Origin of the sequence: Limnohabitans sp. 2KL-51 (assembly GCF_003063645.1) — a bacterium.
GTDB lineage: Bacteria > Pseudomonadota > Gammaproteobacteria > Burkholderiales > Burkholderiaceae_C > Limnohabitans_A.
Genome location: NZ_NESJ01000011.1, coordinates 139,242 through 161,372, shown reverse-complemented (window position 1 = coordinate 161,372; position 22,131 = coordinate 139,242). Strand labels below are relative to the sequence as shown.

The window sequence follows — 22,131 nt, the reverse complement described above, 5'->3', positions numbered from 1 at the left end:
GACACATTCCTTGACGGGTAGCCATTAGGATGGCGGCATGAACAAAAACACCGCCCCTTTCATGCGCCAGGCCGTCATGGACCTGGAAGAGTCTCGCATCCGTGAAGTTGCCAACGCGGGCATGGGCCGTCCCGATGTACTGGCCTTTTGGTTTGGTGAATCTGACGAGGTCACGCCCGACATCGTGCGCCAAGCCGCCATCGATTCGCTGCAAAAGGGCGAGACCTTTTATTCGCACAACCTGGGCCTGCCGGAGTTGCGCGAGGCGGTGGCTGATTACATGTCGGCCCTGCATGGCCCCGTTGGAGTGGACCGTTTGGCCATCACCTCGGGCGGCGTGAACGCCTTGATGCTGGCGGCGCAAGCCCTTATCGATGCCGGTGACGAAGTGGTCGCCGTGACACCCGTGTGGCCCAACCTGACGGCGCAGGCGCTGGTGATGGGCGCGAATTTGAAGTGCGTGTCGCTGAGTCCCGTGAACGGCCAGTGGCAGCTCGACATGGCGGCGCTCAAAACCGCCGTCACGCCCACGACGCGTGTGTTGATCGTCAATTCGCCCAACAACCCGACAGGCTGGACGCTCAGCCGCGCCGAACAGGCTGACATTTTGGCGCACTGCCGCAACACCGGCACCTGGGTGCTGGCCGACGAGGTGTATGAGCGCCTGTATTACGAAACCGACACCGCCAACGGCTGCGCACCGTCTTTTCTGGACGTGGCCGAGCCGGATGACCGCCTGGTCGTGGTGCACAGCTTTTCCAAGAGCTTTTTGATGACCGGCTGGCGTTTGGGCTGGCTGGTCATGCCCGCCGCCATGACGCCGCACATGGGCAAACTGATCGAATTCAACACCTCCTGTGCTTCGGTGTTCACCCAAAAGGCGGGTGTGGTGGCTTTGCAAAACACCGCCGACATCACGCCGGGTGTGGTGGCTCACCTCAAAGCCTGCCGCGACACACTGGTGCCGCTGTTGCAAGCCGTGCCGGGCGTGCAAGTGGCCCCGGCCAAGGGCGGCATGTACGCGTTTTTCAAGCTCGACGGGCACCCCGATTCGGTGCAGACGGCCAAACGTCTGGTGGCCGAGGCCGGACTGGGCTTGGCCCCGGGCGAGGCCTTTGCGCCAGAAGCGGCCGGTTGGCTGCGCTGGTGCTTCGCGTCCAAAGATCTGGCGCGGTTGGCGCAAGGTGTCGAGCGGCTCAGGGCTTGGCTGCTCGCCAATGAGGCAGGGGGCTGATGTATGGGCAGTAGGGTGGGCTAAAGATTGACGGTGAATCAGCCGATTCACCTTTAAATACTTTCACAACGGCACGTTGAGGCGGTCTGGGTGGGTGAGCCCAGCGACCGTCAAATGGAACGATTGCGCGCCAGCGGTGGGTTGCGCGAAAAATACTGCAGGATGCCGCGCAGCAGGGCGTCAGTCAGTTGCTTCTGGTACGCCTCGCTGCGCAGTTTTTCTTCTTCTTCCGGGTTGCTGATGAAGGCGGTCTCGACCAGCACGCTGGGGATGTCGGGGGCTTTTAGCACCGCAAAACCGGCTTGCTCGACACGGGGTTTGTGCAACTTGCCCACGCTGCCGATCTCGCGCAGCAAGCTGTTGCCCAAAGACAAGCTGTCCTTGATTTGCGCTGCGGTGCTCATGTCGAGCAAGGCGTGTTGCACCTGAGCATCTTGCCCGCCCAAGTTCACGCCGCCGATGTCGTCGGCCTTGTTTTCTTTTTGCGCCATCCAGCGCGCCGCAGCGCTCGTGGCCCCGCCCTGGCTGAGCGCGAACACGCTGGCGCCTTGCGGACGTGGGGTGTAGAAGGCATCGGCGTGGATGCTGACAAACAAGTCAGATTGCACGCGCCGGGCTTTTTGCACGCGCACATGCAGGGGCACAAAAAAGTCAGCATCTCGCGTCAGGAACGCCCGCATGGGGCTGCCGCCCACGCTGCTGGCGTTGATGCGCTCGCTCAACATTTTGGCGATTTTGAGGACCACGTCTTTTTCGCGCGTGCCGCCTGGGCCAATGGCACCCGGGTCCTCGCCGCCATGGCCCGGGTCCAACGTGACCACGATCAGCCGGTCGGTGCGTGGTGGCTCGGGTGTTTTGCCCGGGCGGCTCGGGTTGTCCATGAAGGGGCCTTCGCTGCGGGACAGGTCGGGTCGGCGGGTCGTTGGCGCGGGCAAAGGCAAGGCACTTGCGCCGGGCTGGGTTTGCCGGGCGATCAGATCGCCCAAGGGGTCATTCACTGCGGCCGAGGCTCCGGGCAGGTTGTCCACGGCAGACGGGATTTTGGCCGCGGTGCGCTCCTGGATCAGTTGCTCCAGAGGGTCAATGGCCTGGCTGGGGTAGAGGTCGAGCACCAAGCGGTGTGCGTAAGGGGCCACGGGTTGCAGGCTAAAGACCTGCGGTGCAATGGGGTGCTTGAGGTCGATCACCAGGCGCACCACGTTGGCGCTGAATTGGCCCACGCGGATGCCGGCAATGTTCGGGTCAGACGCTTGAACCTTCCCCACCAGCTCGCGCAATGCGGCGTTCAGTTGCATGCCTTGGATGTCTACCGCCAGGCGCGGTGGTGAGGCGATGAACGTCTGGGTGCTTTGGATGGGCGCATCCGATTCGAGCGTGACTCGGCTGTAATCGGCCGCAGGCCAAATGCGCACCGCCAGCATGTTGGCGCCCCGAGCGATCTGTGCAGCGCCCAGGCTCAGCACCAGAAAACCCGCCTTGATCAGGCAACGGCGGTCACTTCGCATGGGCTGCGCCTTGCATCCAGGCTTGAAGCCACATGCGCCCGCGCTCTGTGCCTGTGCTGATGCGCACCTGGCGCTGGTTTTCGTCGATGGCGTCGAGCGCGATCACCCAATCGGGCGGGGGCAGTTGCCCGGCCACTTTGTCGGGCCACTCCATGAGTTTGAGGCCCGGCCCGGCAAAGATGTCGCGAAAGCCGGCGTCTTCCCATTCTTGGGGGTCGTTGAAACGGTAAAAGTCAAAATGCCAGATGGGCCAGACGGCATCGTTTGTGCCCGCAGGGTTGACCACTTGGTGCGGCTCCACCACGGCATAAGTCGGGCTTTTGATGCGCCCCGTGACCCCGGCGGCGCGCAGCAGGTGGCGCACCAGGGTGGTCTTGCCCGCGCCCAGGTTGCCGCGCAACTCGATGCGCGCATCGCGTCCGCCGGGCCAGCTTTGCAGGCCTTGCGCCAGCAGCTCACCAAAGGCTTGGGTGTCGACCTCGTGCAGCCACAAACCCTCCCAATGCGCCGGGACGGCGGGGCTTTCTACAATCGGCGGGTGACTGCTCAACGTACTCAAATCGACCTTCTTGAACTGTGGCCCCAGATCCAGATCTGGGCGCTTGAGTCGGGATTGTCCCAAATCGGCGTGAGCGGTATCGATTTGTCCTCGGCAGAGCCCGGATTACAGGCTTGGTTGGCCGCAGGATTTCACGGCAGCATGGGCTACATGGCAAGCCATGGCATGAAGCGCGCCCGCCCGGCCGAGCTGGTGCCGGGCACAGTCAGCGTGATCACCGCCCGCATGGACTACTTGCCGCAGGACACGCCGCCCGACTGGCTGGCCCACGAAACCGCCCGCAGCCTGCAACCAGGAGAGGCGGTGGTGTCGCTCTATGCCCGGGGGCGTGACTACCACAAGGTCTTGCGCAGCCGCCTGCAAAAACTGCAGGACCGCATCGCCCTGGCGATTGGCCCCTTTGGCCACCGCGTGTTCACCGACTCGGCGCCAGTGCTGGAGGCCGAGCTGGCCACCCGCAGTGGCTTGGGTTGGCGTGGCAAACACACCTTGGTCCTCTCACGCGAGGCCGGGTCGATGTTTTTTCTGGGCGAGTTGTTTGTGGACTTTGCTTTGCCCGAAACGCCCGCCGTGTCGGGGCATTGTGGCCAGTGCACCGCCTGTATGGACCTGTGTCCCACGCAGGCCATCGTCGGCCCCTACAAGCTCGATGCGCGGCGCTGCATTTCTTATTTGACGATCGAGCACGCCGGGCCGATCGACGAGGCCTTGCGTCCGCTGATCGGCAACCGCATTTATGGCTGCGACGATTGCCAACTGGCCTGTCCGTGGAACAAGTTCGCACAAGTCAGCCCCTTGCCCGACTGGCAAGCGCGCGAAGGCTTGGGCGCGGGCAGCATCGCTGAGTTGATGTCTTGGAATGAAGCCGAATTTTTGCGCCGCACCGAAGGCAGTGCCATCCGCCGCATCGGGCACGCCCGCTGGTTGCGCAATTTGGCGCTGGCGGCGGGCAATGCGCTGGCCTCGTCGGCCTTGTCTGAAAGTGAACGTCAGGTTTTGCTGCAGGCTTTGGCTGTGCACACAGGTCACCCAGATCCGGTGGTTCAAGAGCAAGTGGCATGGTCCCAGGCCCAAAATGCAGCCCGCCTTGCGCCAAGAAGTCGGACCTGAAGGCGCCGTCCTACAAAACCGAGCCTTGGCTGGTGGTGCCAATTTTGTTCAGCCGCGCAGCACACCCAATGCAAAAGGCAAGCTCAACATGCCGGCCAAGGTGGACAGTGTGACCAGGCCCGCCACATAAGGTCCGTTGTAGCCCATGCGGGCGGCCAGGACATAGCAAGTGGAGGCGGTGGGCAAGGCTGAAAAAGCCAGCAGCATGGTGGTTTGGTTGGGGTTCAGGCCAAAAAGCAGCGACAGACCCATCGCCATCAGGGGCATCAACATGTGTTTGATCAGCAGCACAGCGGTGCTCAGCAGTTTGCCTTGGCGCAATCTGCCCAGTTGCATGCCTGCGCCGGCCGCCATCAAACCCAGCGCCAAAGAGGCTGCACCAATGCGGCTGACGCTGGGCTCCAGCACATCGGGCATGCGAAAGCCCAGCAAGTTGGCAGCCAAGCCTGAAACGGTGGCGATGATGAGGGGGTTGCGTACCAGTTCTCGCAAAAAGCCAGTCTGGGCTTGTCGGGCCATAGGCCAGACCGCAGCAATATTGAACAGGGGCACGCAAAAACCAATCAGAACCGCAATCATCAGCAAGCCTTCGGGCCCGGCCAAGCGTTCGGCCAGCGCCAGTCCTATGAAGGAGTTGAAGCGAAAGCCAACCTGCGCCGCCGCAGCGTGGTCACGCCGGTCCAGATAGCGGCCCAGCACAGGCCAGTAGGGCAGGCTATAGGTCAGAGCAATGGCCCCCAGCGCCAGGCTCAGGCCCGCTCCAATCAGGCTGGAGGCAGCCGCCAGGTCCAGTGGGCTTTTCACGATGGAGTGAAACAACAGCACCGGGAACAAGAAGAAAAACACCAGGCTCTCCACCTGTTGCCAGACCGGGCGGTTCAGGGCCGTGAAGCGGCAAATCAGATAGCCGCACAGGATCAGGGAAAAATCAGGAAATAGGAGTTGGGCAAAATTCACGGGGCTAGGATAACCCAGTGCGGGTGTGTCCTTGACGAGCGGCTGTCACCTCTAACGCCTTCTTGCGCGGTTTCAGGGCTTTGTGGGTTTCCCCCCTCACGCCAGACCCCATTTTTTGCCTATCATGTGAGATCTTTTATGGAGTTTTATCAAATGAAGCGTCGTAGTTTGGTTTCTGCAGCCAGTTTGGCTGCCACCGTGTTGGCCAGCGGTTCGGTATGGGCCCAGGCTTACCCCAGCAAAACCATTCGTCTGCAGGTGCCGTTTGCCCCCGGTGGCACGACCGACATCGTGGCCCGCGTGATTGCCGAGCCTCTGGGCAAAGCCCTGGGCCAAAGCGTGATCGTTGAGAACAAGGCCGGTGGCGGCGGTGTGGTGGGCGCGACCGAAACCGTGCGAGCTGCGCCCGATGGCTACAACCTGGGCATGGCCACCGTGTCGACCACGGCCGCCAACCCGGCCATCAACCCCAAGATTCCGTACAACGTGCTGACCGACTTCACGCCCATCATCAACATTGCGGCCACACCCAATGTGATCGCGGTACACCCCAGTTTTCCGGCCAAGGATTACGCCGGCTTTGTGGCCGAGTTGAAGAAGAACCCCGGTAAATATTCCTACGCATCCTCGGGCACGGGCGGCATTGGCCACCTTCAGACCGAGCTGTGGAAGAGCCTGGCGGGCGTGTTCATCACCCACATTCCTTACCGCGGTGCAGGCCCGGCCCTGAACGACACCGTGGCCGGCCAGGTGCCGATCATTTTTGACAACCTGCCTTCGGCGCTGCCATTCATCCAGTCCGGCCGTTTGGTGCCCATCGTGGTGGCCGCACCCCAGCGCTTGTCACAGCTGCCCAATGTGCCCACCTTCAAGGATGTTGGTCTTGAGCCTGTCAACCGCATGGCCTATTACGGCATCCTGGGCCCGAAAAACCTGCCCAAAGAGGTGGTCGACAAAATCAGCGCGGGTGTGAAAAAAGCCCTGCAAGAGCCGGGCGTGACCAAGCGCATCAATGACACCGGTTCTTTGGTGGTGGCCAACACGCCTGAAGAGTTCACGGCCCAGATCAAGGCCGAGTTCGAGGTCTACAAAAAGGTGGTGGACCAGCAAAAACTCAAGCTGGACTGATTTTTAGTCCATGCACGAGGCCAGCCAGAGCGCCATCGACCGATTTGCCGAGGCCCTCTGGCTGGAGGACGGACTGGCCGCCAACACCTTGGCGGCTTACCGTCTCGATTTGTCCCTCTACGCCACCTGGTTGTTTTTGACGCACAGGCTGGCGCTGGAGGCGACCCAAGAACACCACCTGCAGGCTTACTTTGCCGAGCGCCATGGCCAGACCAAGGCCACATCGGCCAACCGCAGGCTCACCGTGTTCAAGCGTTTTTTCAGGTGGGCGCTGCGCGAACGCCTTGTGCAATCCGACCCCACCTTGCGCATGCTGGCCGCCAAACAGGCGCTGCGTGTGCCCAAAACGCTGGGCGAGGCGCAAGTCGATGCGTTGTTGTCTGCACCCGATGTGGCCACACATCTTGGCCTGCGTGACCGAGCCATGCTGGAGCTGATGTACGCCAGTGGCCTGCGTGTCAGCGAGTTGGTGAGCCTCAAAACCCTGCATGTCTCGCTCAATGAGGGTGTGCTGCGCATCATGGGCAAGGGCAGCAAAGAGCGTTTGGTGCCTTTTGGCGAAGAGGCGCGTGAATGGTTGCAGCGCTACATGGGCCAGGCCAGACCGGCCATGTTGGGCCAGCGACAAACCCAAGACCTGTTCGTCACCACCAGCGGCAGCACACCCGGCACAGCGATGTCTCGCGTCATGTTCTGGAGCTTGGTCAAGCGCTACGCCATCGACGCGGGCATCACCGCGCCCCTGTCACCGCACACCCTGCGCCACGCTTTCGCCACGCATTTGCTCAACCATGGGGCCGATTTGCGCGCCGTGCAGATGCTACTTGGCCATGCCGACATCTCCACCACCACCATCTACACCCATGTGGCGCGTGAGCGGCTTAAGACGCTGCATGCGCAGCACCACCCGCGAGGATAGGATCTGGGCCTCAGTGGGCCACCTGGTTTTTTTGAGCGCGCAAGGCAAAACAAATGCGCAGACAAGAGCACAAAAAGTTGTTCAAGACCTTGCAAGGCCTCATGGATAATTCTCACTAGGAAAAAACATGAAACCAGTACTTCCCTCTGTCTTTTTGTCGCCCGATGCCGTGCAAACACAAACCGCCAAATTGATGGGGCGACAGTCAGCGGGCAGGGGGTTCATGCGTGGCTTGGCTGCCGCTTACCGTGATGACGACCGCAGTTTGGTGCTGGTGCATGGTGGTGGCTCGCAACAAGCTGTGCTCGAAATCGAGGCGCGTGACACGGGGTGGGTGCGGGGCATTGAACATCGGCGGGTGCAAGAGCCCTCCACTTGGCCCCAAGGGGTCATGCATTACCCGGCACCTTTCAATACACGGATGGGGTGGCAGCGCCACCGCCAAGGGCCAGCGGGCCTGGCCTTCAGCGGGGTGACACACACCATCAGTTCGTCTGGCGTGCTGGCGCAAATCGCCGACTACGTGCAAGGGCCGTTCACAGTCGCTGACGCGTTGATCTGCACCTCGCAGAGCGTGCACAAGGCGGTGCACCAGGTGTGGCAGGCGCAAGCAGAGTGGCTGGGACGACGATTGGGCGTTGAGGTCAAGCCTGAGGGCCCCATGACGCCCGTGATTCCCTTGGGCATTCCTACACAAGATTTCACACCCGAAGAGGCCACGCGTGCGCAGGGGCGGGCGCGTTGGGGCCTGCAGCCCGACGAAGTGGCCGTGTTGTTTGTGGGTCGGCTGAGCCTGCATGCCAAGGCCAATCCTTTGCCCATGTATTTGGCGGTGGTGCGAGCAGCGGCCCTGACTGGCCGACGCTTGCGTGTGTTGGAGTGCGGCTGGTTTTCCAATGACGCCACATGCCAGAGTTTTGATGAAGCGGCCCAATTGGCAGGGGTTCAGGTGACGCGCATGGATGGCCGAGAAGCCGGCGTGACGCGTCTGGCCTATGCCAGCTCAGATGTATTCATGTCCTTGTCCGACAACATCCAGGAGACTTTTGGTCTGACACCGCTCGAAGCCATGGCCAGTGGCCTGCCAGTTATTGCGTCGGATTGGGACGGTTACCGCGAAACGCTGCGCGACGGGGTGGATGGCTTCCTGATTCCCACCCTGCAAATCGGGGTGCCGGCTGCAGCCCAGGCCAGCAGCGAGGCCTATGAAGACGGCCGACTCAACTACGACCATTACATTGCCCATGCGCATTTGCAGGTGTCCGTGGATGTGCAGGCCTGCGCTCAGGCATTGGCACGCTTGGTGCAAGACGACGCTTTGCGCCAGCGCATGGGCGCGGCAGGCCGAGAGCGTGCTGTGCAGGTTTATGACTGGGCTGTCGTGATGCGCCAATACCAAAGCTTGTGGGCTGAGCAGACCGAACGCCTGGCCCATTTGGCGGCCGATGCTGCTGCAGCAAAGCCGCAGCGCGACCCTGCCTTCATGAACCATTTGCAGCTTTTTGACCATTACCCCAGTGCCCTGCTGCAGGGCCACCACCGACTTTGGCGCGCAGCCGAAGTGGACGAGAACGCTTTGGGCCGCATGCGCGATTTGGCTATGTGGCAGTTTGCTGGCAACAGGCTGTCAAATGTGGAAGCTTTGACGCAAGCCTGGCGTGCCTTGCCCGAGGGCATGACCGAGGCGCCCGAACTGCAGGCCTGGGCGCGATCGCAGGGCTGGATTTTGCCGCTGGCGCTGCGCAATGCGACGTGGCTCGCCAAGGTGGGTGGGGTGCACACCGATGCACAGCCCAGCCCAACGTTGGGAGCGATGACTTGAAAATTTTGCTCGTCCACCAAAATTTTCCAGGCCAGTTTCGGGGCTTGGTGCCCGAGCTGATCGCGCTGGGTCACGACGTGCGTGCCATCTCCATGCGCCAGGAAACGGTTTTGGCCGGGGTGGCCAACACGCCGTACAAACCTGCGCGCAGCAACGGCAAAGACACGCACCCCTGGCTCGGCAATACCGAGACCGCCGTGCTGCGCGGCGAAGCTGTGGCGAGTGTCGTGCGCAGCATGCAGACTTCAGGCTGGGTGCCTGATGTGGTGCTGGGGCACACCGGTTGGGGTGAAATGCTGTATCTGCGGCAAGCTGCACCCGGGGCGCGTTTGCTCGGGTTGTGCGAGCTGTATTACCAGGCCGAAGGCGGTGATGTGGGCTTTGACCCCGAGTTTCCGGCCCCTCCACGATTGGCCGAGCGGCTGCAAACGCGCAACATGCACTTGGCATCGAGTCTGCTCAGTTGCGATGTGGGTGTTACGCCCACCCAATGGCAAGCCAGCTGTTTTGTGCCCGCTTTGCGTGAGCGCTTGCGCGTGATCCACGATGGCATCGAAACCGATCAACTGGTACCCGATACCAGCGCTTGGATTAGCCTTTCACGGGATGGGCTGAGGCTGAAGGCGGGCGACGAAGTGGTGACCTTCGTCAACCGCAACCTGGAGCCGATGCGTGGTTACCACCAGTTCATGCGCGCTTTGCCGCGCATTTTGGCCGAGCGACCGAATGCGCGCGTGGTGATTGTGGGTGGCGATGGCGTGAGTTATGGCAGCCAGCACAGCAGCGGTGAGAGTTACAAAAACATTTACCTCAACGAGTTGCGCGATCAGCTGGATTTATCCCGGGTGCATTTTGTCAACCGCGTGCCCTACAAAGTGTTGCTGTCGCTGTTGCGTGTGTCGGCTGCGCACGTTTACTTGACGGTGCCGTTCGTGTTGAGTTGGTCCATGCTGGAAGCAATGAGTTTGGGCGCTTTGGTGATTGGTTCCGACACAGCGCCGGTGCGCGAGGTCATTGAGCATGGTAAGAACGGGCTGCTGGTGGATTTTTTTGATTCGCAGCAATTGGGCCGGATGGTGTGCGATGTGCTGGCTGAGCCTCAGCGCTTCGCCCACTTGCGCGAGGCTGCACGCCAAACGGTGGTGGACCGTTACGACTTCAAAACTCGCGCCTTGCCCGCCTATCTGGCATTGATTGAAGGTCGCCAAGAGGCTTTGTGATTCCTGAGCATTCTTGAGAAATCGGACACTTTGTGGCTTATGCCACACGCACCAAACCCGTTTTGATGAGCCAACCGAGATGCCGAAGCACTGGTGGGGTTTCTTTGTCGGAGGTGCTCCAGCTGGACCATGCCAGACCCTGGGGCGCTTGGGCCACTTGGTGGAGCAATTGTTGCAGCTGCGCTTTGTCCAGTTCTTTTTTGATCCCGGCATAGACAGGCCGCTCCAGCAGCTGCGCGAGGGCTTTCTCGCGGGCCTTGGGATCGGTGGGCAGCAAGGGACCGGGCAGCAAGGTCAGTGTGCCTGACAGGGTGTGGGTCGGGTAGTGCGAGAACGAATGAAAGGGATCGCTGCGGCGCGGGTGGCGATGGCCCCACTGTGAGTTGTGGTGTTGACCATGGTGATGCCAATGGCTCACCTTCTGCGCTTGCTGGCGTACGCGGGCCAGTTCCGTAAAAAGCGCTGTGTAACGCTGAATGAGTTGTACCCAATCGTAATCTCGCCGGGCGTGTTGCTGGCCGGCTTGGCCCATGCGCTGGCGCAAAGCCGGATCACGGGCGAGTTGGGCATAGGCCATGGCGGCCTGCGCGATGTCCAGGCCAATGAACGCGCTGGCCCGGCTGACGTAGTCGCGGTAGTCGATCGCCAAATCGGCGTGTCCATCCATCAGATCGATGCCTTCACCAGCGGCCGGCTGCCAGGTGCGGATGCGCATGCCGTCAACGCCATCGCGCACCGATTCCCGGTAGCCGTCATAGTCACTCACCACCACGGGCAAACCAGCGGCCATGGCTTCAATAGGGGTCAGGCCAAAGGTTTCCTGGATGTTGTCGACCAAGCTGGTGAACAGGTCAGCGGCGTGCCACACGCCTTGTCTGGCTTCGGGTGTTCGGCCGTCTTCAAACACCACACGCACATCCGGGCAGACTTGGGCGACGGCGGCGCGCAGTTGGTTTTCGTCCCATTCGCTGGCAAACCAGCCCGCCAGCACCAAGTGCAGTCGGGGGCCGTTTTCAGCCTGCAGTTGCTGCGCGGCCAATTGCAAGGCGTCCAGCATGGGCAACAAATTGGCTTTGGTGCGCAGGTCAAGACGGCCCATGTACAGCACGCAAACATCCCGGTCGCTCAGCGCCCATTGCTGACGCCAACGTGCTCGGTGTTGGGCCTTGTCAGCCGCAGGCAGATCCAATGCAGCGCAGTCAACTCCCAGCGGCAGCACGGGCAGTGGGGGGCTTTGCACGCGGGTAGCGCCCAGGTGTTCGCGCAACCAGGCGGCTTCGTCATCCAGCAGACGCTGCACCATGGTTTGCACAGAGACGCTGGGGCAGATTTGTGCATCCCAGGGGTAAACCGGGGCGGTGAGCATGTTGGCCAGGCCATCTTGAATGGACAGTTCGCAGCTGGTGTGGGTCATGCCCACGATGCTGAAATCGGTGGCGCTCGCTAGCGCATCACGTCGGCGCATCCAGGCCAGGTCGGCCACTTGAGGGCCCGGTGCATAAAGTGTCCCAACGCTGCGTATGCGGTGGATCTGCTGCTGAGCAATCCATCGGTACACCGGTTTGGCCTGGCGCCCCTGATGAACTTGCTCGCCAATTCGGGCAAATACCTGCGCCTCGTCGCGAAACCGGGCCATGCACCAGAACTCGGCGTGTCCACTGTGCCTAAACCAAGAGGTCAGAAAGCCCTCGTTGGCCGACTGCCGGCCCATGAGTGTGGGGCCCGATGTGCTGTAGCTGTCTTTGGCCGGGACGCGAATGACGCAGTTGAGCGCGGTGGATGTGTTCATGGGCTTGGGCTTAGGCGTTCTTCGCTGGGGATGATGTGCGCGTGGCTTTGGCCGGTGTGGATTCTTTGCAGAAAAGACATGGGTCGACCCACAAAGCGGCTGATGTCAGGAATGTGTTGGGTGTAGCCCCAAAAGCAAACGTCAGCGGGACTGAATTTTCCCGAAAGGGGTTTGACCTTTCCTGAGTAATGCAGAACTTGGCTACGCTCAAATGCCGGAAGTCCAGTCCGCTCAGGAATTGGGTGATTGATACGGCATGCAGCGCCAGACGATGCCCGAAGCGCAACACGATTTGCCCCAGGACATGTTTGGCTTCGTGATTCAGGGTCTCATCGTGCAGCAGGTGCACCACCATCGGCACGCTGGTGTGCTGGCACACCGATGTCACCGTCACCGCCACATACGGCCAGTAAGTGCCGTGGCGGTCGTGCAAAGCCAGTGCGATGTGGGTGTTGTCAGACATGTTGGCGTTGATTATTTTTCAACAGGTCGTTGCCCAAGCATGCCAATTCCACCTCTTCAAAACCTGCCAATCGCCGTGCTGGCATGTTGAAGGGCGGACGCAGCTTGGGCGCGTCGTATTGCGCGATCAACTCGGAATAGGTGTGCACGGGGTCCAAGCCGCGCTCTTTGCACAGGTAGCGGTACCAGCGGTTGCCCGCGGCGACATGGCCGATTTCTTCTTCCAGAATGATGTCGAGGATCTCACCGGCGCGATGGTCGCCCACGCTGACCAGTTTGTTTTTCACGCCCGGTGAGGCGTCCAGACCGCGCGCCTCCATGGTGCGCGGCACGATGCCGATGCGGGCCAGGATATCTCCCTGGGTGCGTTCGGCCATGTCCCACAAGGTGTTGTGGGCCGGAAAGTCGCCGTAGTCAAAACCCAAGTCCAGCAAGTGCTGGCGCAGCAAGCTGAAGTGCTTGGCTTCTTCTTGGGCAATGCGCACCCAGTCGGTGTAAAAAGCCTCGGGCATGCCCGCAAAGCGCCAGACCACATCCAAGGCCAAATCGATGGCGTTGAGCTCGATGTGGGCGATCGAGTGCACCAGCATGGCACGGCCTTCGGGCGTGGTCATGGATTTGGCTTTGAGCTGGGTGTGCGGCACCAGCAGCGGGCGGGCGGCGCGGCCGGGGCCAGCAGTGGGGGCGCTTAGGCTGTCGTGTGCGCCCACGGGCAGGCTCAGGTCCAGTGCCAAAGTGGCCTGGGCCTTCAGGTTCGGGTCGGTTTGCGCCCAAGGGAGCAGGGCGGCAATGCGCAGGGTGTGCATGGTGATGGGTGACTGCGCCCACGGCCAGTGGTGGGCATCCCTACAATTGTAGGTTTTCAAAACCCCAACACCGACAGGAGAGACTCATGGCACTTTACCAACTGGATGATCAAAGCCCCAATGTGGCCGACAGCGCCTGGGTGGCCGACAACGCACAGGTGATGGGCGCGGTCAAAATTGCCGCCGATGCCAGCATCTGGTTCGGCGTGACGGTGCGCGGCGACACCGAAACCATTGAGATCGGTGAGGGCAGCAATATCCAGGACGGCAGTGTGTTGCATGCCGACCATGGCAAGCCGATCAAGATCGGCAAGCACGTCACAGTGGGCCACATGGTCATGTTGCACGGCTGCACGATTGGTGATGAGTCGTTGATCGGCATTGGCGCGGTGGTGCTCAACGGTGCCAAAATTGGCAAGAACTGCCTGGTGGGGGCGGGCTCGCTGGTGACCGAGGGCAAAGAGTTCCCCGATGGCTCCATGATCATGGGCACCCCCGCCAAGGTGGTGCGGGAACTCAGCCCCGAGCAGATCGAAGGCTTGCGCCAAAGTGCTCGCCATTACGTGGAAAACGCCCGCCGCTTCAAGGCAGGTCTGAAAAAAATCAGCTGACATTTTGGATGATTTTTTTTACCAGTCCAAACGCTTTTTAACTTTTGAGGATCGGCCCTACGGGGCTGTCAACTGAACTTTGTCCGAACTTCATAAATTCATTTTCGAAGGCCTGCCGGTGCGCGGCATGCTGGTGCGCCTGACCGACGCCTGGCAAGATATTCTGGCGCGGCGCGCTGCCAACTCCGAAACCGGTGCCTACCCCGCGCCCGTGCGCCAGTTGCTGGGCGAGATGGCTGCAGCGGGCGTGTTGATGCAGGGCAACATCAAGTTCAATGGCGCTTTGGTGTTGCAGATTTTTGGGGACGGACCGGTCAAGCTGGGCGTGGTCGAGGTGCAACCGGATTTGAGCCTGCGCGCCACCTGCACCCAAGTGGGCGAGGTGGCCGACAACGCCACCCTGAGCCAGATGGTCAACGTGAACAACGAAGGCCGTTGCGCGATCACCCTCGACCCGCAAGACCGCTTGCCGGGCCAGCAGCCTTACCAAGGCGTGGTGCCGCTGTTTGGCGACCGGGGTGAAAAGCTGGAGAACATCAGCGAAGTGCTGGAGCACTACATGCTGCAGTCCGAGCAGCTGGACACGGTGCTGGTGCTGGCGGCCGATGACAAAGTCGCTGCAGGCCTGCTGATTCAGCGATTGCCCACCGAGGGCGAGGGCAATTTGGCTGGGCAGGTGGATTCGTTGATGCGTGAATCGGTGCTGGGCCAAAGCGAGGACTTCAGCCGCATTTCGATCTTGACCAAAAGCATCAAGCGCGAAGAGCTGCTGGGTTTGGATGCAGAAACAATTTTGCACCGCTTGTATTGGGAGGAGCCGCTGGCGCGTTTTGAGCCCTTCATCGGCGAGACTGGACCGCGCTTTGCATGCCGCTGCAACCGCGAGCGTGTGGGCAACATGATCCGCAGCCTGGGCTCCGAAGAGGTGGAAGGCATCATCGCCGAGCAGGGCCAGGTCGAAGTGGGTTGCGACTTTTGCGGCGCGCAATACCGATTTGACCCGGTGGATGCGGCGGGCTTGTTCACCGGATTGCCGAATGGTTTACCCCCGGGCTCGGTCCACTGAACTCAGGCCAGGTCAATCAAAGTGGGCCTTTGCATCTAGCAGCGGTCTTGAAGCCGCTGCCGGACGCTGCACACAGGGCGATCAGCTGCCCCGGGTGATGGGCATCCCCAAATCACCGGGCAATGCCAGTTGTTTGGCCAGCTCCAGTTTGGCCAGTGAGTTGCGATGTACTTCGTCCGGACCATCTGCCAGTCGCAAGGTGCGCTGGTGGGCGTAGGCATAGGCCAGCGGGAAGTCTTGCGACACACCGCCACCACCGTGCGCCTGAATGGCCCAGTCGATGATCTGGCAGGCCATGTTCGGGGCCACGATCTTGATCATGGCGATCTCGGCCTTGGCCACCTTGTTGCCCACAGTGTCCATCATGTGTGCGGCCTTGAGTGTGAGCAGGCGGGCTTGTTCGATCATGCAGCGCGATTCGGCAATGCGTTCTTGCCACACGGTCTGGCGAGCCACTTCACGGCCAAAAGCCACACGCTCGTTCAGGCGTTTGCACATCAGCTCCAGGGCTCGTTCGGCGATACCGATGGTGCGCATGCAGTGGTGGATGCGGCCAGGGCCTAAGCGGCCTTGGGCGATTTCAAAGCCACGGCCTTCGCCAAGCAAAATGTTCTCGGCTGGGACACGCACGTTTTTGAGCAACACTTCCATGTGGCCATGCGGCGCGTCGTCGTAGCCAAACACCGACAAGGCCCGCACTACGGTGATGCCGGGTGAGTTGGCGGGCACCACAATCATGGACTGCTGCTCGTGGCGGCCTGCGTCGGGATTGGTTTTGCCCATGACAATGTAGACCGTACAACGCGGGTCACCCGCGCCAGACGACCACCACTTGCGGCCGTTGATCACGTAATCGTTGCCATCGCGGCGAATCTCGCATTCGATGTTGGTCGCGTCGGACGAGGCCACATCGGGCTCGGTCATCAAGAAAGCCGAGCGGATTTCACCGCGCAGCAAAGGCTCCAGCCATTCGTCTTTGAGGCTTTCACTGGCATAGCGTTCCAGCGTTTCCATGTTGCCGGTGTCGGGTGCCGAGCAGTTGAAAATTTCGGCGGCAAAGGGGACGCGGCCCATGATCTCGCACAGGGGGGCGTATTCCAAATTCGACAGCCCTTGTGGTGCGCGTGTGGATTTGGGCAGGAACAAGTTCCACAAACCGGCGGCCAGCGCCTTGGGCTTGAGTTCCTCGACAATTTTGGTGGGCACCCAGGCGTTGCCCTTGGCGCGGTTTTCGGCAATCTCTTCAAAGAACCTCGCTTCGTTGGGGTAAATGTGCTCGTCCATGAAGGCCAACAAACGGGCCTGCATGTCTTTGACCTTGGGGGTGTATTCAAAATCCATGGTCTATCTCCTTGAAGTGATGGGTCGTAAAAAAAGGGGGGTTAGGCTTTGCAGGCGAACTGCCAGGCCAACTCGGCCATCGGGCGCGCACCGGCACCGGAGGTTTTGGCTTGCTCGCTGGACGCAGTGCCGTCTTCGACGCGTTTGGCAATGCCTTGCAAAATCGCGGCAATTCGGAACATGTTGTAGGCCAGATAAAAGTTCCAGTCTTTGGCTAAAACCTCTGGTGTGGTGAAGCCGGTTCGCTCGCAGTAGCGGCGAATGTATTCTTGCTCGGACGGAATGCCCAAGGCCGCAAAGTCCAGACCGCCAATGCCACGGAAGGTGCCGGGGTTGATGTGCCAAGCCATGCAGTGGTAGCTGAAGTCGGCCAGCGGGTGGCCCAGCGTGGACAGTTCCCAGTCGAGCACGGCCAGCACGCGCGCTTCGGTGGGGTGGAACATCAGGTTGTCCAGGCGGTAGTCACCATGCACAACGCCAACCATGGACGCGTCTTTGGCGCTGTCCGGGATGTTTTTGGGCAGCCATTCGATCAGCTGGTCCATCTCGGGAATGGGCTGGGTGACGGAGGCGGCGTATTGCTTGCTCCAGCGGCCAATTTGGCGCTCGATGTAGTTGCCCGGTTTACCGTAGCTGGACAGGCCTTGCTGGGCCACATCGACCTTGTGCAGCGCGGCCAGCACACGGTTCATTTCGTCGTAAATGGCGCCCCGCTCAGCAGTCGTCATGCCGGGCAATGATTGGTCCCACAACACGCGGCCTTGCACGAACTCCATGACGTAAAACGCGCGACCAATCACCGCTTCGTCGTCGCACAGCACATGCATCTGGGCCACGGGTACGTCGGTGCCGTGTAGGCCTTTCATGACCGCAAACTCGCGCTCGATGGCGTGAGCCGAAGGCAGCAGCTTGGCCACCGGGCCGGGCTTGGCACGCATCACGTATTGTCGTGTGGGCGTGATGAGTTTGTAGGTGGGGTTGGACTGGCCGCCTTTGAACATTTCCACGCTCAAAGGGCCTGCAAAGCCGTGGAGTCTGGCGCTGAGCCAGGCTTCTAGGGCTGGGATGTCGAAGGCGTGGGTGCCCGTGACAGGCCGGGTCCCCACGAAATGATCAAATGCACTCATGGGTTGACCCGTTGAAAATCAGTGGTCGCCGCAGTCAGCGGCGATAGGGTGGAAATGTGTCGTGTCAGTGGTCCGCGTTGACGATGAGCAGCAGCGCGTCGCGGTCCAACACCACCAGGCCGCCCGGCTCGATGCGGATGATTTGCTCGCGCTCCATTTGCTTGAGTTCTTGGTTCACGCGTTGGCGTGAAGCCCCCAGCAATTGCGCGAGCTCTTCCTGGGCCAGTTGCAAGCTGATGCGGATTGCCTTGGCGTCCGACAAGCTCGGCACACCATAACTGCGCAACAAATGGTTGAGCTGTTTGGCCAAACGTGCACGCAAGGGGAGGGTGTTGAGGTCTTCCACCAAGCCGTAGAGCTGGCGAATGCGCCGCGCATGCAGGCGCAACATGGCGTCGTAAAACTCGACGTGCTGCGTCAGGATTTTCTTGAAGTCGGCCTTGGCCACGTTGAGCGTGGTCGTGTCGCCGTGTGCGTAGCAGTCGTGCGTACGCCTGTCTCCGTCGAAGATCGAGACATCGCCAAACCAGATGCCCGGCTCCACATAGGTCAAAGTGATTTGCTTGCCCGACACCGAGGTGGAGCTCACGCGCACTGCCCCCTTGGCACAGGCGATCCACTGCTCGGGTGGATCCCCCCGTGCCGCGAGCATGTCGCCGTCCTTGTGGCGTTTGACGTAAGCGCATCGAAGTATGTCGTGACGAAGTGAAGGTGAAAGGCTTGAGAACCAGCGACCACCATTGATCGCCTCTCTTTCCTCCATTGTCAGAATGGGTTCGTCCATGCTCTGTCCTTTGAGTGACTGATGATCGGGTTTTTGTCGCCTGGGGGACCAGCCGCTTTACTCGTATTCGGGTTTTTGCTTGTTCAAAAACGCACCAATGCCAATACCGGCGTTGGGGTGGTGCAGGTTTTTGACAAAGTGGTTGCGCTCACGCGCCAGTTGCGCGTTCAAGCTGCTGCCATCGGCGTCGGCCAGTAAATCCTTGATGCTGGTCAAGGCATTGGGAGCGCGGGCGTTGAGTTGTTGGCACAGATCCAAAGCTTGCTGCAAGGCTTGCCCTGCATCCGCGAGTCGATTCACCACGCCCAGCTGCTGCAGGCGCTCGGCACCGATGCGCTCGCCGCACATCAGGAGTTCGGTGGCCAGCTGGCGCGGCACTGCGCGCGACAGGCCCCAACTGCCGCCACCATCGGGTGACAAAGCAATGGAGCTGTAGGCCATCACGAACACGCTGTTGCGGGCTGCGACGATCATGTCGCAGGCCAGCGCCAGTGAAAAACCAGCACCAGCTGCTGGGCCTTCGACGGCGGCGATCACGGGCTTGGGGAAGGTGCTTATGGCTTCGATCCAGTTGTGCAGGCCTTCGATGCTTTGCGCCTGGTGTTCCGGCGGCAATTGGCGGTTGTTTTGCAAGCGCTGCAAATTACCGCCTGCGCTGAAGATGCCGTTGGCCCCGGTGATCACCACGCTGCGCACATCGGGGTTCGATTCGGCCACGCTCAGGGCTTCCACGCCTGCGGCGTACAGCTCGGGGCCAAGGGCGTTGCGAAACTCCGGGTTGCTGAGGGTCAGGACCAGGGTCCGGCCTTCGCTGGTGCTGAGCAGTTGTGCGGTCATTTTGCTTCTTAATTAGTTGGGGACAGAGCTAAAGATCTGTCCCACAAAGTCATTCAGATCGGGGCAGAGCTAAAGATCTGTCCCACAAAGTCATTCAGATCGGGGCAGAGCTAAAAATCTGTCCCGCAAAGTCATTATTCTTCCGTGTGCATGAGCGACAGGCCAATCGCACCGCGGCGGCGCAACCAGGGGCTGGGGCGATAACGGGGGTCGCCATAAACCGTTTGCAGGTTGAACAGCACTTCCAGGATGCTGTCGGGTCCCAAGCGGTTGCCCATGGCCAAGGGGCCCATGGGGTAGGCCAGGCCTAGGGTGACGGCGGTTTCCAGATCTTGCGGGCTGCAGATGCGTTGTTGGCACATGTCGGATGCGATGTTGACAATGGACGCCACCACGCGTTGCGTGACAAAACCGCCACTGTCTCGGATGACCGAGACGGCTTTGCCGTCTCTGGCAAACAAGGCATGGGCCGCATTGCGCATGTCGATGCGCGTGGCCGGGTTGGTGGCCAGCACCCGGCGCTTGGTGGAAGCGTCCTCAAACAGCATGTCGATGCCCACGGTGCGGGCCGGGTCCAGGCGCTCGACCACCGCGACGGTGGTGATGTCGAAGCCCAGCGGAGCAGCGATCGTCAGCGCATCGGGCGAGGGCGATGCGCCGGTTTCGATTTGGGCACCCAGGTCTTTGAGCAGCTGCAGAAGTTCCATGCGGCGGGCGGCGCGGGGCGAGACCCACACGGGCGGGATGTTCTCCACCACGGGCACGGGTGGCTCGGCGGGTACTTGGGCTGCGCCATCCACGTATTTGTAAAAGCCTTCGCCCACTTTTTTGCCGACCACGCCCCCAGCCAAGCGCTGGGCGGTGATGACGTTGGGGCGGTAGCGTGGCTCTTCGTAGTACTGGTGGTAGATCGCTTCGATGACATGGTGCGATACGTCCAGGGCTGTCAGGTCAAACAGCTCAAACGGGCCGAGTTTGAAGCCCACCTGATCGCGCAGGATGCGGTCGATGGTGGCGAAATCGGCAATGCCTTCGCTCACAATGCGCAGCGCTTCGGTGCCATAACCGCGACCCGCGTGGTTGACGATGAAACCCGGTGTGTCTTGTGCTTGAACGGGTGTGTGACCCATTTGGCGTGCAAAGTCGGTCAGGCGTTGGCACACCGCAGGGTCGGTTTTGAGGCCTGCAATCACCTCGACCACCTTCATCAAGGGCACGGGGTTGAAGAAGTGGTAACCGGCAAACTGGGCTGGCCGCTGCAAGGCGGCAGCAATTGCAGTCACGGACAGCGAGGAAGTGTTGGTCACTAACACGGCGCTGGGTGCCAGCACTTTTTCCAGATCGGTGAACAGGCTTTTCTTGATGTCGAGCCTTTCGACGATGGCTTCGACCACCAACTCGCACTCGGCCAGGTCTTGCAGGCTGACAGCGCCCAGCAGGCGGCTTTTGTGGCCTGCCACGGCTTCGGCGCTCAAGCGGCCTTTTTCTTGCAATTTGTCCCATTGCTGGAACACCGCATCTCGGGCTTTTTGAGTGGCTTCGGCTTGCGTGTCGAACAGCCAGACTTGGCTGCCAGCTTGCGCGGCGATTTGGGCAATGCCCCGGCCCATGGCGCCGGCGCCGATGATGGCAACTTTGGAAAATGCGAGAGTCATGTTGAAAGTATGAATGCAAGGGCGCACAAGGCCTGGTCAAAAAACGTGTTGAATTGCTGCGCGAATGGACGTGTGGGTCAGACGGTAACCGACGATTATGTCCTCAGTTATTGCGACTTTGGCCAGGCTGTTCAGCGTCGAACCTGCAATGCGCCCGGATTGACGATGTTGGTCGGCGTGCCTTTGATGAAGTTGATGACGTTGTTGAAAGCAGAGCTGAAATACAGTTCATAACTGTCTTTTTCGACATAGCCAATGTGGGGAGTGCAGATGCAGTTTTCAAGCCGCAGCAAGGCCGAGCCTTGCAAAATCGGCTCGGATTCAAAGACGTCGACTGCCGCCATACCGGGCCGACCCCGGTTGAGAGCGCCAATCAGGGCATTGGTTTCGATCAGTTCGGAACGCGAGGTGTTGACCAGCAAGGCCGTGGGTTTCATGAATCCCAAGTCATCGCTGGTGACGATGCCGGTGGTGGTTTCATTCAACCTCAAGTGCAAGCTCAGCACATCCGCGGTTTGAAAAAAAGCTTCTCGACTGGTGGCTGCGGCATGCCCGTCCTTGACCGCGCGCACGCGTGATTCGTCGCTGCCCCAGATCTGCACATGCATGCCGAAAGCTTTGCCGTACCCGGCTACCAGTTGGCCTATTTTTCCGTAGCCCCAGATGCCCAGGGTTTTGCCTTTGAGCACGGTGCCCAGACCAAAGTTGACCGGCATCGAGCTGGATTTGAGCCCCGATTGCTGCCATGCACCGTGCTTGAGGCTGCTGATGTATTGAGGCAACCTTCGGGTGGCCGCCATGACCAGGGCCCAGGTGAGTTCAGCTGGGGCCGTAGGCGAGCCCACACCCTCGGCCACGGCCACGCCGCGCTCGGTGCAGGCTGCCAAGTCGATGTGGCTGCCCACGCGGCCGGTTTGGGCGATCATTTTGAGGCGGGGCAACTTCTCGATCAGGGCGCGGTTGAGACCTGTGCGTTCGCGGATCAAGACAATCACGTCGGCGTCTTTGAGCCGAACCGACAGCTGACCAATGCCTTTGACCGTGTTCGTGTACACCTTGGCTGGGTAGTTCTCGAGTTTGGCTGCGCAGTCGAGTTTGCGGACGACATCTTGGTAGTCGTCAAGGATCACAATGTTCATGCTCGACATTGTGCCTTGTCAAATGCCGGACTTTCGTCAGCTGGGCACATATCGGTCATG

Annotated in this window: 20 protein-coding genes; 8 read left to right on the top strand and 12 right to left on the bottom strand. The window is 60.8% G+C overall.

All coding sequences use genetic code 11. The annotated features are described in order from the left end of the window. The first annotated feature begins 37 nt into the window (after positions 1–37). Positions 38–1,234: a pyridoxal phosphate-dependent aminotransferase gene (locus tag B9Z49_RS13330; RefSeq protein WP_255418907.1), complete on the top strand. Its 1,197-nt coding sequence runs from the start codon at positions 38–40 to the stop codon at positions 1,232–1,234. A gap of 110 nt (positions 1,235–1,344) precedes the next feature. On the opposite strand, the gene B9Z49_RS13325 is transcribed toward B9Z49_RS13330, so the two are convergent. Continuing rightward, positions 1,345–2,739: an N-acetylmuramoyl-L-alanine amidase gene (locus B9Z49_RS13325; RefSeq protein ID WP_108353932.1), complete on the bottom strand. Its 1,395-nt coding sequence runs from the start codon at positions 2,737–2,739 to the stop codon at positions 1,345–1,347. Next, positions 2,729–3,298 carry a tRNA (adenosine(37)-N6)-threonylcarbamoyltransferase complex ATPase subunit type 1 TsaE gene (gene tsaE, locus B9Z49_RS13320; RefSeq protein WP_369913553.1) on the bottom strand — a complete coding sequence of 190 codons (570 nt, stop codon included), beginning with the start codon at positions 3,296–3,298 and terminating at the stop codon, positions 2,729–2,731. The genes B9Z49_RS13325 and tsaE overlap by 11 nt, the downstream gene beginning before the upstream one ends. Between tsaE and queG the strand changes: the two genes are divergently transcribed. Beyond that, positions 3,299–4,408: a tRNA epoxyqueuosine(34) reductase QueG gene (queG, locus tag B9Z49_RS13315; RefSeq protein ID WP_233254621.1), complete on the top strand. Its 1,110-nt coding sequence runs from the start codon at positions 3,299–3,301 to the stop codon at positions 4,406–4,408. It begins immediately after the preceding gene. Positions 4,409–4,456: 48 nt separating this feature from the next. Here queG and B9Z49_RS13310 read toward each other — a convergent pair whose 3' ends face one another. After that, positions 4,457–5,365 (bottom strand): AEC family transporter, encoded by a 909-nt coding sequence (locus B9Z49_RS13310; RefSeq protein WP_108353931.1) that lies wholly within the window; start codon positions 5,363–5,365, stop codon positions 4,457–4,459. Between the two features lie 153 nt (positions 5,366–5,518). Here B9Z49_RS13310 and B9Z49_RS13305 point away from each other — a divergent pair, with 153 nt between their 5' ends. The 4 genes from B9Z49_RS13305 (at position 5,519) to B9Z49_RS13290 (ending at position 10,454) form a co-directional block, all read left to right on the top strand. Then, positions 5,519–6,493 (top strand): tripartite tricarboxylate transporter substrate binding protein BugE, encoded by a 975-nt coding sequence (locus B9Z49_RS13305; protein ID WP_108353960.1) that lies wholly within the window; start codon positions 5,519–5,521, stop codon positions 6,491–6,493. A gap of 10 nt (positions 6,494–6,503) precedes the next feature. Next, positions 6,504–7,412 (top strand): site-specific tyrosine recombinase XerD, encoded by a 909-nt coding sequence (gene xerD / locus B9Z49_RS13300; protein WP_108353930.1) that lies wholly within the window; start codon positions 6,504–6,506, stop codon positions 7,410–7,412. A 127-nt stretch (positions 7,413–7,539) separates the two neighbouring features. Further along, entirely contained in the window at positions 7,540–9,234 is a 1,695-nt protein-coding gene (locus B9Z49_RS13295; RefSeq protein WP_108353929.1) for a glycosyltransferase family 4 protein, read from the top strand. Then, positions 9,231–10,454, top strand: coding sequence for a glycosyltransferase family 4 protein (locus B9Z49_RS13290; RefSeq protein WP_108353928.1), 1,224 nt, complete (start codon positions 9,231–9,233; stop codon positions 10,452–10,454). The genes B9Z49_RS13295 and B9Z49_RS13290 overlap by 4 nt, the downstream gene beginning before the upstream one ends. A gap of 37 nt (positions 10,455–10,491) precedes the next feature. Here the strand turns inward: B9Z49_RS13290 and B9Z49_RS13285 are convergent, their stop codons facing one another. From B9Z49_RS13285 to B9Z49_RS13275, 3 genes are read right to left on the bottom strand one after another with little or no spacing between them, the layout of a single operon-like run. Beyond that, on the bottom strand, positions 10,492–12,243 hold the full coding sequence (locus B9Z49_RS13285) for a glycosyltransferase family 4 protein (protein ID WP_108353927.1): 1,752 nt from the start codon (positions 12,241–12,243) through the stop codon (positions 10,492–10,494). Between the two features lie 10 nt (positions 12,244–12,253). Then, a complete protein-coding gene (locus B9Z49_RS13280) occupies positions 12,254–12,706 on the bottom strand; it encodes a hypothetical protein (protein WP_108353926.1) in 453 nt (150 codons plus the stop codon). Beyond that, positions 12,699–13,511 carry a ferritin-like domain-containing protein gene (locus B9Z49_RS13275; protein ID WP_108353925.1) on the bottom strand — a complete coding sequence of 271 codons (813 nt, stop codon included), beginning with the start codon at positions 13,509–13,511 and terminating at the stop codon, positions 12,699–12,701. Before B9Z49_RS13275 ends, B9Z49_RS13280 begins: the two co-directional genes overlap by 8 nt. Positions 13,512–13,597: 86 nt before the next feature. Between B9Z49_RS13275 and B9Z49_RS13270 the strand changes: the two genes are divergently transcribed. After that, positions 13,598–14,122 (top strand): gamma carbonic anhydrase family protein, encoded by a 525-nt coding sequence (locus tag B9Z49_RS13270; RefSeq protein ID WP_108353924.1) that lies wholly within the window; start codon positions 13,598–13,600, stop codon positions 14,120–14,122. Between the two features lie 79 nt (positions 14,123–14,201). Next, on the top strand, positions 14,202–15,188 hold the full coding sequence (locus B9Z49_RS13265; protein WP_108353923.1) for an Hsp33 family molecular chaperone HslO: 987 nt from the start codon (positions 14,202–14,204) through the stop codon (positions 15,186–15,188). An 81-nt stretch (positions 15,189–15,269) separates the two neighbouring features. Here B9Z49_RS13265 and B9Z49_RS13260 read toward each other — a convergent pair whose 3' ends face one another. From B9Z49_RS13260 to B9Z49_RS13235, 6 genes are all read right to left on the bottom strand, one after another. Beyond that, entirely contained in the window at positions 15,270–16,529 is a 1,260-nt protein-coding gene (locus B9Z49_RS13260; RefSeq protein WP_108353922.1) for an acyl-CoA dehydrogenase family protein, read from the bottom strand. A 41-nt stretch (positions 16,530–16,570) separates the two neighbouring features. Further along, the gene (locus B9Z49_RS13255) at positions 16,571–17,656 is read right to left on the bottom strand and encodes a phosphotransferase (protein ID WP_108353921.1); all 1,086 of its coding nucleotides are present in this window, start codon (positions 17,654–17,656) and stop codon (positions 16,571–16,573) included. Between the two features lie 64 nt (positions 17,657–17,720). Then, a complete protein-coding gene (locus B9Z49_RS13250; protein ID WP_108353920.1) occupies positions 17,721–18,440 on the bottom strand; it encodes a Crp/Fnr family transcriptional regulator in 720 nt (239 codons plus the stop codon). Positions 18,441–18,497: 57 nt separating this feature from the next. Next, the gene (locus B9Z49_RS13245) at positions 18,498–19,277 is read right to left on the bottom strand and encodes an oxepin-CoA hydrolase, alternative type (RefSeq protein ID WP_108353919.1); all 780 of its coding nucleotides are present in this window, start codon (positions 19,275–19,277) and stop codon (positions 18,498–18,500) included. Between the two features lie 134 nt (positions 19,278–19,411). Then, a complete protein-coding gene (locus B9Z49_RS13240) occupies positions 19,412–20,932 on the bottom strand; it encodes a 3-hydroxyacyl-CoA dehydrogenase (protein WP_108353959.1) in 1,521 nt (506 codons plus the stop codon). A gap of 131 nt (positions 20,933–21,063) precedes the next feature. Beyond that, complete coding sequence (locus B9Z49_RS13235; protein ID WP_108353918.1) at positions 21,064–22,071, bottom strand: D-2-hydroxyacid dehydrogenase family protein; 1,008 nt, start codon at positions 22,069–22,071, stop codon at positions 21,064–21,066. Positions 22,072–22,131: the final 60 nt, after the last annotated feature.